Source organism: Pseudovibrio ascidiaceicola, from assembly GCF_900114245.1.
In the GTDB taxonomy this organism is placed as follows: domain Bacteria; phylum Pseudomonadota; class Alphaproteobacteria; order Rhizobiales; family Stappiaceae; genus Pseudovibrio; species Pseudovibrio ascidiaceicola.
This window is the reverse complement of the sequence record NZ_FOSK01000017.1, coordinates 1-12,170: the sequence shown is the minus strand read 5'-3', so window position 1 is coordinate 12,170 and position 12,170 is coordinate 1. Positions and strand designations below refer to the sequence as shown.

Genomic DNA, 12,170 nt, shown 5'->3' with positions numbered 1-12,170 from the left:
CTTGAAAGAAGCAATATGAAGAAAACGATTTTAGGCCTTGCTCTTGCTGCATGCGCAACACCTGCGCTCGCTGGTGAAGTGACCTTGAACAATACTCAAATCACTGAGTTATTGACCGGCTCTACCATCAAAGGCATCCACTTTGCAGCTGAAACACGCCAGTACTTCTCCGAGTCCGGCCTCACCCTCTGGATCAAAGAAGGCGACGCAAAGCCATCAGAAGCGCGCTACAAGATCGAGAACAATCAATATTGCTCCAGCTGGACTGGTCTTTGGAGCAAAGAAGAATATGGCTGCTTCAACATCACCCATGATAAAGAACAGGGCCTCTACTACTTCATCAACGAAGACTTCCGCGCCCCATTTATCGTGAACAGCAAGTTCCAACTTACATTTGATTGATCTGCAGTATGCTCCAGTTCTAGAGCGGGTTCTGTTTTAGAACTGGAATGCCATCTGGTCTTTGCTCGCACAGGTTCCATGCGGAATCCCCTCGTGATCCAGCAGCCAGATTTTGGTGTCTAGCCCGCCGCCAAAACCAACCAGAGCCCCATTGGCCCCAATCACACGATGGCACGGAATAACAATCGGCAGCGGATTTGCATTGTTTGCAAGTCCCACAGCGCGACTCGCACCCGGATTACCCAGCGCCTTCGCCACATCGCCATAGCTGCGCGTTTCACCAAACGGGATTGCAGCCAATTGCTCCCAAACGCTCTTCTGAAAGTCAGTACCAATCAGCTTCCAAATGAGGGAGAATTCTTTGAGCTCACCAGCAAAATAAGCCTCAAGCTGCGCAATCAAATCCGCATACGGCTTGGCATCTTCCACCCAGCCATCTTCAACAAACCGCCTGCGTGCACTTTCAGGAAAATGAAGAAATTCCAACCCACCAGCTTCTCCACCAATCAGCAAAGACCCAACCGGGCTTTCATAACTGCAATATGTGATTGGCTCTGAAACATTGGTCATAGTCATTCTCTCCCCCCGAAAACGCATGAAAAAACTCTCCACCACGATCAGCAGCGGAGAGTTCTTTAAAGCTTAGTGAAGGCATCAGAGCTTAGCAAGCTCACGCTTCTCAATCAGCAGCGTAAGTAACCTGTTTTTGAACGCCGAGACCTTCAATGCCCAGCTCCATTTTGTCGCCCGGCTTCAGATAAGTCTCTGGCTTCTGGCCCATGCCAACACCCGGAGGCGTGCCAGTGGAGATCACATCACCCGGCTGCAAGCTCATGAACTGAGACAGATGCGAGATCACCTGCGCCACATCAAACACCATGGTTTTGGTAGAACCGTCCTGATAGCGATGGCCGTTTACTTCCAGGTACATGGAAAGGTTCTGCGGGTCTTCCACTTCATCACGGGTCACAAGCCACGGGCCGATTGGACCAAAAGTGTCGGCAGACTTACCCTTCACCCACTGGCCACTGCGATGCAGCTGGAAGTCACGCTCAGACAGATCATTGACCACGCAATATCCCGCCACATGATCCAGCGCGCCTTTTTCACTCACATACTTGGTGTGCTTACCAATCACCACGCCCAATTCCACTTCCCAGTCTGTCTTCACAGACCCGCGTGGAATCTCAATTTCATCATTCGGGCCACAAATAGCTGAGGTCGCTTTGAAAAAGGTTACAGGCTCTTTTGGTACTTCCATGCCGGCTTCAGCAGCATGGTCAGAATAGTTAAGGCCAATACAGATGAACTTGCCCACATTGCCGACACAAGCACCAATGCGTGGATTTCCTTCCACCAAAGGCAGGCTGGTCAGATCAAGAGCCGCAATCTTCGCAAGGGCCTCAGCACCCAGCGTGTCACCGGCAATATCTCCCACAACACCAGAAAGATCACGAATGTTGCCATCCGCATCCAGAACACCCGGTTTCTCGGCGTTCGCCTCACCAAATCTAAGGAGCTTCATGTCCTACCCTCTTTATTAAACTGACCAACCGCCATCAATGGCGTGCGTCTGCCCTGTCGTAAACGCGCTATCATCACTACCAAGGTACACAGCCAGTGCAGCAATCTCTTCTGGCTTGCCAATACGTCCCATAGGTTGACGCGCAATAAAATCTTTCATCGCCTGCTCGTAATTGCCAGTTGCCTTCAATCGATCATGCAGCGATGGACTATCGACTGTCCCCGGACAAATCGCATTGCAGCGAATACCTTTGGTCACGAAGTCCGCGGCAATCGCCTTGGTCAGGCCAATCACAGCCGCTTTGGAGGAGCAATAAACGAACCGGTTCGGAACACCTTTCAGAGACGATGCCACTGAAGACATGTTGATGATGGAACCACCACCATTCTCCAACATGGCAGGAATCGCCGCACGGCAAAGACGGTACATAGCTTTCACATTCAGATTGAAAGAGAAGTCCCAGGCATCTTCATCACAATCCAGAATCGTGCCGCTATGCACAAAGCCAGCGCAGTTGAACAGGATGTCCAGTGGCCCTACCGTCTTCAGGGTGTCTTGCACCTCGTCGGCATTGGTCACATCCAGCTTCAGGCCTGTCACACCCTCAATCGCACTCAGCTCAGCAAGTGCAGCCTCGTTGATGTCAGTTGCAAATACCTTGGCCCCCTCAGCAGCATAGGCTTCCACCGTAGAGCGGCCAATTCCCTGCCCCGCAGCGGTGATAAGGGCTGTCTTGCCAGTCAATCGTCCCATGTGTCCTCCCCCGGACTGAATCTCTTAAAAATATAGGCTCGGCCAAACCAACCAGAAACTCGGATTATTAGAAAGGAAGCACTGCTTATCGTCAAAACAAAAGGCAGGTGGTGCTTTGGCCTTCTCCCAAAGACCGCAGAAATCCGTCAGTTCACCAAATCAGATAGTGTCGTAACTTAAATATAAAAACTTCTTTCAAATGTAAATTAGAAATTGACAAGGTCGAATTTTACGTCAAAAAATATGCTCACATCAAACAGAGCTGATCATGGCAGACACACAAACATCGCAAGACAAAGCTGAAAAATACCGCGCTCCCGCTTTGGAGAAGGGACTGGATATTCTGGAACTGCTGTCCCAGTACGCATCCGGCCTGTCTCAGGCAGAGATCGCAAAAGCACTCGACCGATCCCCCAATGAGATCTACCGCATGCTCACCACACTGGTGCGCCGCGAGTATGTATCTCGCTCAATAGAAGGCGACCGCTTTCAGCTCAGCCTGAAAATGTATTCCATGTCGCATCGCCACCCACCTGTCACACGACTGTTGGAAGCTGCGGTGCCCATGATGCGCAAAACGGCCAAGGACGTTCACCAGTCCAGCCACATCGGCATGGAGCATCAGGGAGAGATCGTCGTGGTCGCCAGCGTGGAAGCGCCTGGCAACTGGAGCTTCGTACTCAAAACCGGCTCGGTCATCGGCCTCTGGAACACAGGCACCGGACGGGCAATCGCTGCCTTCCAGAAGCCGGAGATCCGCGAGCTCATGTACAACCAGCATGAGCGCGCACTCGGAGAACCGGAGATGAGCCTCGATGAATTCCGTGCCATTCTGGATGAAGTACAGGAACAAGGTTTCGTACGCATGCCATCTGCCAGCACAGTCGGCGTTACAAATCTGGCCTTCCCAATTCTGGGACCAGATGGAAACGCGGTCGCAGCACTCAGCTGTCCATTCATGGAGCGCATTGACGATTTCAAAGCACCGGGAATTGAAGACGTTCAACAAGCCTACGCTCAGGTAGCGAAGGACATCACCAGCATTTACGGCACAGTGCCAACATAAGGAAATTGCTATGGGCTTGGGAGGGAAGCTGGCTCATCGACAATTGGGGGGAACAGATCTGCAACTGCCGACATTGGGAATCGGCGGCGCAGCATTTGGTGGGCTGTTTGCAACAGCTCCTCGCAAAGAGTCTATGAGCACATTGGATCGCGCCAAAGAGGTTGGTCTCACTTACATCGATACCGCCCCTTACTATGGCTTTGGCCGCTCCGAACGTGTCATTGGAGATGCAGTCCGCAAGTACGACTACATCATCTCCACCAAGGTTGGCCGTTTGCTGAAACCGGGTATGGCAGATAATCCAGCCCAGTTCGGCTGGCCTGATCCACTCCCCTTCCATCCGGTCTACGACTACTCATATGACGGTATCATGCGCTCCTATGAGGCCAGCCTGCACCGCACCGGTCTTGACCGCCTCGACATCCTGTTGGTGCATGATATCGGCACAGCCACCCACGGTCCGGAAGAAAACCTGCGGCACATGAAAGACCTGCAAGGCGGCATCAGAGCCCTGCAGGAGCTTAAGTCCTCCGGCGCAATCTCGGCCATGGGCCTCGGCGTGAATGAAACAGCCATTTGCATGGAGCTGATGAAGCAAGCCCACTGGGATGCCTTCCTCCTCGCAGGCCGTTACACCCTGCTGGAACAAGCCCCTCTCAAGGATTTGCTCCCTGCTTGCATTGAGGCTCAAACCTCCATCATTCTTGGCGGCCCCTTCAACTCAGGCATCCTTGTTGGCGGTAACACCTGGAACTACGGAAGTGCACCGCCTGAAATTCTGGCCCATGTGACGGCCCTGAAGGAATGCTGTCAGGAGTTCTCGGTTGATCTGGCCGCAGCAGCACTGCACTTCCCACTCGCACACCCCGCAATCGCCAGCGTCATTCCCGGAATGCGCAATCGCAGTGAGTTGGAAGACATCCTCAAATGGATCGCTGCCGACATTCCCGTTGCCTTCTGGTCACGACTAAAAGAACGAGAGCTCCTTCCCGCAGAAGCTCCCGTCCCTTCTGGCAATCTCTTCTTCGAACAAGAGGTGAAGCATGCTTAGGATCGATGCCCACCACCATTTCTGGAAGCTTTCCCGCGGCGATTACAGCTGGCTGACACCAGACCTGAACATCCTGTACCGCGACTTCCTCATCAGCGACATCCAACCCCTGCTCACCCAAGCCAAGATGGACGGAACCATCCTCGTGCAGGCAGCAGACACAGTTGAAGAAACCCTCTTCATGCTGGAACTGGCCGCAGAACACGACTGGATCCTCGGCGTTGTCGGCTGGGTAGACATGGAAGCAGCGAACGCACCAGACACCATCAAAGAACTCTGCCAAAACCCAAAACTCGTCGGCATTCGTCCGATGATACAGGACATTGAAGACGATGAGTGGATGCTGCAGGACAATCTGCGCCCTGCCATTCAGGCCCTCATCGACAACAACCTGACACTCGACCTGCTGGTCCAGCCCCGGCACCTGCCGCACCTTAAAACCTTCCTCAGCCGCTATCCGGACCTGCGCGCCGTCATCGACCATGGCGCAAAACCGGATATCCGCAACAAGGCCATCGAGACGTGGTCCCAACACGTCGGCGACATCGCACGCACCTCCAATGTCTGTTGCAAACTTTCAGGTCTTCTCACTGAGGCCTCCGAAAACGCAGAGATCGAAGACATCGCCCCCTACGCCTTTCACATTCTGAAATGCTTTGGACCGGAGCGCGTCATGTTCGGCAGCGATTGGCCCGTCCTTCTCCTCGCGAATACCTATCAAAACTGGGTGGATATGGTGGAGCAGCTCACAGCTGATCTGCCACAGGCAGACTGGGAGGCCATCTTTGGTGGCACCGCTGCAAAGTTCTATCTCACCAAAACAATGGAAACTCTCTGAAATGTCGGCACCCATTCCAGCCAGCGTCAAACTTCAGCCAGCGGACAACGTCATCATCGCCACAAGAGCTTTGCAGCCGGGTGATAACGCAGGCAACCTTCAGGTCCTCGACAACATCTCCGCAGGCCACAAGATCGCCGAACATGACATCAAGCAGGGACAAGCCCTGATTAAGTTCGGCCAGACCATCGGTTTCGCAACAACGGATATTCAGGCAGGCGCCCATGTGCACTCGCACAACATGGAGTTCTCCGACCCCGGCCTGCACCACAGCTTCTGCAAGGACTACAAACCAACACAGTACGCTGAGCACCCGGAAGAACGCACTTTCCTCGGCTATCACCGCGAAGATGGCAGCGTCGGTACCCGCAACTATATCGCCGTTCTCACCAGCGTAAACTGCTCCGCCACCGCAGCTCACCGCATCGCAGATGCCTTTAGCGACGAAGACCTGTTGCAGTTTGAGAACGTAGACGGGGTTGCCTCCTTCGCTCACGGCACAGGCTGCGGCATGGCAGGCGACAACGAAGGCTTCGCCAACTTGCAACGCGTCCTCTGGGGCTACGCCAAAAACCCAAATGTGGGTGGGGTTCTGCTGGTCGGCTTAGGTTGCGAAGTCAACCAGATCGACTTCCTGCTGGACGCCTACGGCCTCAAGCAATCACCAACCTTCCAGTTCATGAACATTCAGGGCATGGGCGGCCTGCGCAAAACCATTGAAGCAGGCATTGAAAAAGTCAAAGCCATGCTTCCGGAGGTCAACAAAGCCTCCCGTCAACCGGCACCACTCTCCAAACTCATGGTCGGCCTGCAATGCGGCGGATCAGATGGCTGGTCCGGTGTCACCGCCAACCCTGCCCTCGGCTACGCCACAGACCTGCTTGTCAAATACGGCGGCACCTCGGTCCTTTCGGAAACCTCCGAGATCTACGGTGCTGAACACCTGCTCACCAGCCGTGCTGCCAATCAGAAGGTCGCCGAAAAGCTCGTGGAACGGGTCCGCTGGTGGGAGGATTACACCGCCCGTAACAACGGCACCATGGACAACAACCCTTCTCCGGGCAACAAACGTGGGGGCCTGACAACCATCCTCGAGAAATCCCTCGGTGCAGTCGCCAAAGGTGGCACCACAGCACTAGAAGGCGTTTACAAATACGGCGAGCCAATCGAAACCAATGGCTTCGTCTTCATGGACAGCCCCGGCTACGACCCAGCCTCTGTTACAGGCCAGATCGCCAGCGGCTGCAACCTGATTGTCTTCACCACGGGTCGCGGCTCCGCGTTCGGCAGCAAACCATCGCCCACAATCAAGGTCGCCAGCAACACACCACTCTTTGAGCATATGCCAGAGGACATGGACTTCAACGCAGGCTCCATCATCTCCGAAGGCAGATCCATCGAAGAAGTCGGCACAGAACTGTTTGAGCTGATGATTAAGGTCGCCTCAGGTGAACACAGCAAGTCAGAAGCCCAGGGGCTAGGCGACTATGAGTTCGTCCCATGGCAAATCGGTGCTGTGATGTAACGGCGCAGCTACCCTCTGAATCTAGTACGGTATTCGCGCGGGGTCATACCTTTCACCGCGCGAAACTGCCTGTTGAAGTTGGCCAGTGCCGAGTACCCCACATTATGAGCAATCATTGAGACCGGTGCATCGCCGCCGGAAAGCTGCGCACACGCATCACCAATCCGAATGCGTTTCAGATACTCCGAGATCGTCTGCCCCGTATGGCGCTGAAACAACCGATGCACCCCGGAAACACTCAGCGCAGCAGTCTCGGCTAACTCTTCTAGCGACAATACACGCGCATACTCGGAGTGGATAAGCGTCAACACCCTGTCGATACGTTCATTGCCACCATCTGCACTGGAGAGCACCACAGGATCATGTGCCAGCTGCATGGCATATTCATCCTCTGAGAGATCAGCTAAAACCCTGAGGATGATAAACAAGCGCTCCAGTGGATCTTCCTCAAAGAAATTCTTGATCCTGGGCACCACGCGCCGCCGCGCGGCATCACTAAAGCTAAGCCCTGCCAACGCCCGCCGAAACAGCTTCTTCACTCCGGCCAGCTCAGACATTTCGCTGGTAATCCGCTCAATCCACTCCGGCTCAAACCAGATAACCAATGCAACATGCGGCTTACCCTCATCAGGTCGGCTCTGCGAAGCCCATGTATGCGGGAGGTTAGGCCCAAGCAGAACAAGATCCCCATGGCCATACTCTCCCACATGATCGCCCACATACCGCTGCCCTTCAGAGTTCAATGTCAGGGTCAACTCATACTCAGGATGGTGATGCCAGGAGAATGGAATGCCCTCATGAAGGCGCCGGTTCATTACCTTGAATGAACCGTCTTCAGACTCCGGCACCTTCTCCAGATATGATCGCATTTCACCCTCTGAACCAACAAGACGCCAGAATAGTATCAGTATCCGCTAGTTTAGAACAACTCTCACTTGTCGGAGTGACTAAACTTACAAGTTCATTGAAGGATCTGGGAGGACCAAATGGACGCTGAACTGCTTGCAGACAATCACTGGGGCTCGACCGCAACCGACACCCAGCTGAAAGACATCAAGAAGACCCTGCCACTTCGGGTCCTGTCAGAAGAAGACTGGCAACACTGGATCACCCGCGGCTACGTCATTGTGCGTCAGGCCGTTCCGCAGGAAAATGTAGAGAGACTGGTTGATCTACTCTGGAAGTTCGATGAGAAAGATCCCAGTGATCCATCAACTTGGTACACCCCACAACGCCGCGCTCACAAAATGCAAGAGCTGAACAACGCGGGTATGCTGGAAATCTATAATCACCAGTACCTGTGGGATAACCGCATGCAACAACGCGTCTACGATGCTTTCGTAGACATCTGGGACCGAAAGGACCTCTGGGTCAGCATTGACCGCGCAAACCTCAACCCACCCAAGAAAAACCGCGACGGCAAACCCGGCTTTATCCATTGGGACGTAGACACATCCCTGCGCCCTCAACCAATCAGCGTGCAGGGCGTTCTTTCATTGGTCAAACAGGATGAAGAAACCGGCGGCTTCCAATGCATCCCGAAACTCTTTGAGGACTTCGAAGACTGGGTCAAAACACAGCCAGAAGACCGCGATCCCAAACATCCGGACTATTCAGGTTTTGAAATTGAGAACATTGAGATGGAACCGGGTGACCTGATGATCTTCAACGCCCTGCTTGCCCATGGCATTCGCCCGAACAACTCAGAAGACAAAGTACGCATCGCTCAATACATCTCCATGTTCCCATCTGAGCAAACCAACGAAGATCTCCGACAAGACCGCATCCACCAATGGCGCGAACTGGAACCACCTCAAAGAGCATCCTTCCCGGGTGACCCGCGAGACTGGGAAAAGAAGAACGCCAAAACAGCAGACCTGACTGATCTGGGTAGGAAACTCCTGGGGCTGGACCTCTGGTAAAACAAAAAAAGCGTTTCCTCACTATGGGGAAACGCTCTTGCACCGGAGTTCATTGAATTAGCCGTAACTGACCACCTCAAATTCAATGCCGTCATTGTCATCAAAGTAAAAACGCCGACCTGGCTCATAATCAGCATGGTTTCGGGTCTCATACCCGCCCGCCAGCACTTTCTTCTCAACGGCATCCAAATCATCAACCACCACGCCAACATGGTTCAAACTGCCATGCGTGACGTAGTTGTCTTCCTTTGTAGCATTGGTATTTCCAAGAGAATAGACAGCGATGTAACTGTCATCCGATCCAACGTGAACGGTGGTTCCACCGGCACGGGCAGCTCCCTGCCAACGCACATGCCAGCCAAACCAGTCTGAAAGACGGTTTGCGGTCGCAACTGGGTCAGAAACGGTGATGTTTACGTGCTCTAAAAAACTCTTTGTCATCGCAATAGCCTTTCTTTTGACTTCTGATGACACCCTGTTTAGGACTTCAAGTTAAGTTTAAGTCAAGCACTATTTTTGAGAAATTTATGAAGCACTCAGATGTCATGACAATCGGTGAACTCGCCGAAAGATCCGGCCTCACCACTTCCGCCATCCGCTTTTACGAAACCAAGGGAATAGTTACAGCCAGCCGCAATGCAGGCGGTCAACGTCGCTTCATGCGCGCCGACATCCGCCGTTTGGCGTTCGCTCTCGTCGCACAAGAGTTTGGCTTCACCATCAAAGAGATTTCAGAGCAACTCGGAACGTTGCCACCGGGCCGAGCCCCCAACAAAGCAGAGTGGAAACGCCTGAGCCAACAGTTCAAGGTGCACTTGGATGAGCGCATCACCCGTATGGAACGCTTAAGATCCCAGTTAGAAGGCTGCATGGGCTGCGGATGCCTCTCGCTCGACAAATGCGAGCTCTACAACGCCGGCGACGCCGCCGCCAGCTACGGCCGCGGTCCCCGCTTTATCTACGGCGACAAATCTTTCAGGCAGCAAGCAGAACCAGCTGAATGACAAGGATAGCCTCGCCCTTGTCATCATCAACCACACCGGTTGAAATGCGGGCAACGTTGGAGAACTAAGGCTTTCATGAGCCTTCCCGCAGAAAATTCTTAGTTCTGAACCAGAACCACTTGGCCACTTCCTGAGCTGCCAAGAACATCACGGTAATATTCTGCAACCTTGGCAGCAGGCACACAATGCGTGCGGTCCATTCCGAACTTCTCAGCAGATTCTTTCACGAGCGAGAGGCTTACAGAGTTGATGCGCTTATCATCAACCAGCTCCAGCGCCACAGTCCGCACGAACGCATCGACACCTGCCGTCGCAATCGCGATTGCAGCGGTGTTCGGCATCGGGTGTTGGGCGACAGCACCAGAAGTCAGTGTAATTGAGCCACCCTTGTTGAGGTACTTGTGACCAACACGGGTCAAGTTCACCTGCCCCATGACTTTACTCTGCAAAGCCTGTTCATAGGCATGGTCGCCTTCCTCATCAAAGCCGCCAAACACACCATCACCAGCAACACTGATAATCGCATCTACGGCACCAATCTTTTCAAAAAGCGTCTGCACTGAAGCTTTGTCTTCAATATCAGCCTGCATATTACCACTGGTTCTGCCAACAGTAATGACGTCATGCTCCTGACCCAGCAGTTTCGCAACTTCACTTCCAACGAGGCCAGTGCCACCTACAACAACGATTTTCATCTCAAACTCCTAATCAGTCTGTGTTTCATGAAAACTGGTGTACGCCCCAACTCATTTAGGAAAAAGCATAGCTTTCTGATCAACTCCGTCATATTTTTAGACCATGACAAATTTAGACCATCTCAATGTCATCAGCACGATCTGTGAGGTTGGAAGCTTCCAACTCGCAAGCGAAAAGCTGAACAAGGCACGCTCTGCGGTATCTTATTCAGTGAAGCAAGTCGAAGAATTCTACCAACTCCAGATCTTCGATCGCTCCAAGTACCGCCCAGAGCTCACGCCTGAAGGAAAAATTCTACTGGTTCAGATCAGAAGACTTCTGGAGCAAGCCAAAGCCTTTGAAGATTCGGTGAAAGACCTGAAGGGAGAAAACGAGCCAGAGATCCGCTTGGCTGTTAGTAGCATCTTTCCAATCACTTGGATCACTGACCTCCTGCAGTCCCTTCGCACCAAGTTCCCGCAGACGACAATCCATCTGGACGTAGAAGTAGCCTCCGGAGAGCGAATGCTCCTATCCGAAGCCGTTGACATGGCCATCTTCGCCGCCCCAACTCGCAATGCGTCGCTGGACTATAAGTCCATCACCAATATGGATGTACCCCTTGTCATCTCTGGTAGTTTGCTTGGAGACAATGCCCCGCATTCGCTCACGCGGGCGAGTTTGGCTCAGCACCCTCAGATCGTGGTGAAGTCCTCTGATGCTCAATCACCCGACACCGGCCTGCTTGCTGATGCAACTAAGTGGTTTGTCACGGACCTACAGGCCAAAAAGGACCTGATCACATCAGGACTGGGCTGGGGCCGCCTTCCCCGCCATATGATTGCTCAGGAGCTTTCTAAGGGCGTTTTAAAGACACTACCAACCCTAGGTGAGATCAGCCTATCAATCTGCCTTGCCAGACGCGGCAATCACCACCTGGGCCCAGTTGCCTCACATATCTGGAATTACTTCGATGAAGAGCAGAGCTTTCTGGCCGATATCAGCTGATTGTCGGGATCTGTTTCAAGCTTTGAGCAACAAAAAACCCGCCATCATGATGATAGCGGGTTTGATATTTTGGTTGCGGGGGTAAGATTTGAACTTACGACCTTCAGGTTATGAGCCTGACGAGCTACCGGGCTGCTCCACCCCGCGGTAATCTGTTATGTTCATGTTTTATTTTGAAGATTTGTCGGTGTGGATTATTCATGCCCGGCGGCGCCCTACTCTCCCGCGTCTTAAGACGAAGTACCATTGGCGCAGGGGCGTTTCACTTCCGAGTTCGGGATGGGATCGGGTGGGGGCGCCCCGCCATAGCCACCGGGCAGGAATAAGTCACACTGACTTTTGAACTGGTCTGAGATGGCACTTTTTTGAAGTGCCAATGTTGTTTCCAAGTTATCGCTTTG

Annotated in this window: 14 protein-coding genes, 1 tRNA gene and 1 rRNA gene; 8 read left to right on the top strand and 8 right to left on the bottom strand. The window is 53.2% G+C overall.

Annotated features, from left to right (window positions below):
• Positions 1 to 15 precede the first annotated feature (15 nt).
• Positions 16 to 402 (top strand): hypothetical protein, encoded by a 387-nt coding sequence (locus BM231_RS23875; RefSeq protein ID WP_093523531.1) that lies wholly within the window; start codon positions 16 to 18, stop codon positions 400 to 402.
• 36 nt (positions 403 to 438) lie between these two features.
• Here BM231_RS23875 and BM231_RS23870 read toward each other — a convergent pair whose 3' ends face one another.
• The 3 genes from BM231_RS23870 to BM231_RS23860 all read right to left on the bottom strand — a co-directional run bounded on the left by BM231_RS23870 (position 439) and on the right by BM231_RS23860 (position 2,680).
• On the bottom strand, positions 439 to 978 hold the full coding sequence (locus BM231_RS23870; RefSeq protein ID WP_208860613.1) for a methylated-DNA--[protein]-cysteine S-methyltransferase: 540 nt from the start codon (positions 976 to 978) through the stop codon (positions 439 to 441).
• 103 nt (positions 979 to 1,081) lie between these two features.
• A complete protein-coding gene (locus BM231_RS23865; RefSeq protein ID WP_093523527.1) occupies positions 1,082 to 1,927 on the bottom strand; it encodes a fumarylacetoacetate hydrolase family protein in 846 nt (281 codons plus the stop codon).
• A gap of 15 nt (positions 1,928 to 1,942) precedes the next feature.
• Positions 1,943 to 2,680 (bottom strand): SDR family oxidoreductase, encoded by a 738-nt coding sequence (locus BM231_RS23860; RefSeq protein WP_063298750.1) that lies wholly within the window; start codon positions 2,678 to 2,680, stop codon positions 1,943 to 1,945.
• A gap of 268 nt (positions 2,681 to 2,948) precedes the next feature.
• Between BM231_RS23860 and BM231_RS23855 the strand changes: the two genes are divergently transcribed.
• From BM231_RS23855 to BM231_RS23840, 4 genes are read left to right on the top strand one after another with little or no spacing between them, the layout of a single operon-like run.
• Positions 2,949 to 3,746 (top strand): IclR family transcriptional regulator, encoded by a 798-nt coding sequence (locus tag BM231_RS23855; protein ID WP_063291447.1) that lies wholly within the window; start codon positions 2,949 to 2,951, stop codon positions 3,744 to 3,746.
• A 10-nt stretch (positions 3,747 to 3,756) separates the two neighbouring features.
• Positions 3,757 to 4,797 carry an aldo/keto reductase gene (locus BM231_RS23850; RefSeq protein WP_093523525.1) on the top strand — a complete coding sequence of 347 codons (1,041 nt, stop codon included), beginning with the start codon at positions 3,757 to 3,759 and terminating at the stop codon, positions 4,795 to 4,797.
• Complete coding sequence (locus BM231_RS23845; RefSeq protein ID WP_093523523.1) at positions 4,790 to 5,635, top strand: amidohydrolase family protein; 846 nt, start codon at positions 4,790 to 4,792, stop codon at positions 5,633 to 5,635. The genes BM231_RS23850 and BM231_RS23845 overlap by 8 nt, the downstream gene beginning before the upstream one ends.
• A gap of 1 nt (position 5,636) precedes the next feature.
• Positions 5,637 to 7,160, top strand: a complete 1,524-nt coding sequence (locus BM231_RS23840; RefSeq protein ID WP_093523521.1) for a UxaA family hydrolase — start codon at positions 5,637 to 5,639, stop codon at positions 7,158 to 7,160.
• Positions 7,161 to 7,168: 8 nt separating this feature from the next.
• Here the strand turns inward: BM231_RS23840 and BM231_RS23835 are convergent, their stop codons facing one another.
• A complete protein-coding gene (locus tag BM231_RS23835) occupies positions 7,169 to 8,029 on the bottom strand; it encodes a helix-turn-helix domain-containing protein (protein WP_063299683.1) in 861 nt (286 codons plus the stop codon).
• 117 nt (positions 8,030 to 8,146) lie between these two features.
• Between BM231_RS23835 and BM231_RS23830 the strand changes: the two genes are divergently transcribed.
• Positions 8,147 to 9,082, top strand: coding sequence for a phytanoyl-CoA dioxygenase family protein (locus tag BM231_RS23830; protein ID WP_093523519.1), 936 nt, complete (start codon positions 8,147 to 8,149; stop codon positions 9,080 to 9,082).
• Positions 9,083 to 9,139: 57 nt separating this feature from the next.
• Here the strand turns inward: BM231_RS23830 and BM231_RS23825 are convergent, their stop codons facing one another.
• Positions 9,140 to 9,523, bottom strand: coding sequence for a VOC family protein (locus tag BM231_RS23825; RefSeq protein WP_093523517.1), 384 nt, complete (start codon positions 9,521 to 9,523; stop codon positions 9,140 to 9,142).
• Positions 9,524 to 9,609: 86 nt separating this feature from the next.
• Between BM231_RS23825 and soxR the strand changes: the two genes are divergently transcribed.
• Positions 9,610 to 10,086, top strand: a complete 477-nt coding sequence (soxR, locus tag BM231_RS23820; protein ID WP_093523515.1) for a redox-sensitive transcriptional activator SoxR — start codon at positions 9,610 to 9,612, stop codon at positions 10,084 to 10,086.
• 98 nt (positions 10,087 to 10,184) lie between these two features.
• Here the strand turns inward: soxR and BM231_RS23815 are convergent, their stop codons facing one another.
• On the bottom strand, positions 10,185 to 10,781 hold the full coding sequence (locus BM231_RS23815) for a short chain dehydrogenase (RefSeq protein WP_093523513.1): 597 nt from the start codon (positions 10,779 to 10,781) through the stop codon (positions 10,185 to 10,187).
• A 103-nt stretch (positions 10,782 to 10,884) separates the two neighbouring features.
• Here BM231_RS23815 and BM231_RS23810 point away from each other — a divergent pair, with 103 nt between their 5' ends.
• On the top strand, positions 10,885 to 11,769 hold the full coding sequence (locus BM231_RS23810) for a LysR family transcriptional regulator (protein WP_093523511.1): 885 nt from the start codon (positions 10,885 to 10,887) through the stop codon (positions 11,767 to 11,769).
• Positions 11,770 to 11,839: 70 nt separating this feature from the next.
• On the opposite strand, the gene BM231_RS23805 is transcribed toward BM231_RS23810, so the two are convergent.
• A tRNA-Met gene (locus BM231_RS23805) sits at positions 11,840 to 11,916 on the bottom strand.
• Between the two features lie 55 nt (positions 11,917 to 11,971).
• Positions 11,972 to 12,086, bottom strand: a 5S ribosomal RNA gene (gene rrf, locus BM231_RS23800).
• Between the last annotated feature and the right edge of the window lie 84 nt (positions 12,087 to 12,170).

What these genes read in the sequence shown, in the direction of transcription:
- BM231_RS23845 (WP_093523523.1), top strand. Translation starts at nt 4,790, where the DNA reads ATGCTTAGGATCGATGCCCACCACCATTTCTGGAAGCTTTCCCGCGGC.
- BM231_RS23840 (WP_093523521.1), top strand. Translation starts at nt 5,637, where the DNA reads ATGTCGGCACCCATTCCAGCCAGCGTCAAACTTCAGCCAGCGGACAAC.
- soxR (WP_093523515.1), top strand. Translation starts at nt 9,610, where the DNA reads ATGAAGCACTCAGATGTCATGACAATCGGTGAACTCGCCGAAAGATCC.
- BM231_RS23810 (WP_093523511.1), top strand. Translation starts at nt 10,885, where the DNA reads ATGACAAATTTAGACCATCTCAATGTCATCAGCACGATCTGTGAGGTT.
- BM231_RS23870 (WP_208860613.1), bottom strand. Translation starts at nt 978, where the DNA reads ATGACTATGACCAATGTTTCAGAGCCAATCACATATTGCAGTTATGAA.
- BM231_RS23850 (WP_093523525.1), top strand. Translation starts at nt 3,757, where the DNA reads ATGGGCTTGGGAGGGAAGCTGGCTCATCGACAATTGGGGGGAACAGAT.
- BM231_RS23855 (WP_063291447.1), top strand. Translation starts at nt 2,949, where the DNA reads ATGGCAGACACACAAACATCGCAAGACAAAGCTGAAAAATACCGCGCT.
- BM231_RS23860 (WP_063298750.1), bottom strand. Translation starts at nt 2,680, where the DNA reads ATGGGACGATTGACTGGCAAGACAGCCCTTATCACCGCTGCGGGGCAG.
- BM231_RS23815 (WP_093523513.1), bottom strand. Translation starts at nt 10,781, where the DNA reads ATGAAAATCGTTGTTGTAGGTGGCACTGGCCTCGTTGGAAGTGAAGTT.
- BM231_RS23875 (WP_093523531.1), top strand. Translation starts at nt 16, where the DNA reads ATGAAGAAAACGATTTTAGGCCTTGCTCTTGCTGCATGCGCAACACCT.
- BM231_RS23825 (WP_093523517.1), bottom strand. Translation starts at nt 9,523, where the DNA reads ATGACAAAGAGTTTTTTAGAGCACGTAAACATCACCGTTTCTGACCCA.
- BM231_RS23865 (WP_093523527.1), bottom strand. Translation starts at nt 1,927, where the DNA reads ATGAAGCTCCTTAGATTTGGTGAGGCGAACGCCGAGAAACCGGGTGTT.
- BM231_RS23835 (WP_063299683.1), bottom strand. Translation starts at nt 8,029, where the DNA reads ATGCGATCATATCTGGAGAAGGTGCCGGAGTCTGAAGACGGTTCATTC.
- BM231_RS23830 (WP_093523519.1), top strand. Translation starts at nt 8,147, where the DNA reads ATGGACGCTGAACTGCTTGCAGACAATCACTGGGGCTCGACCGCAACC.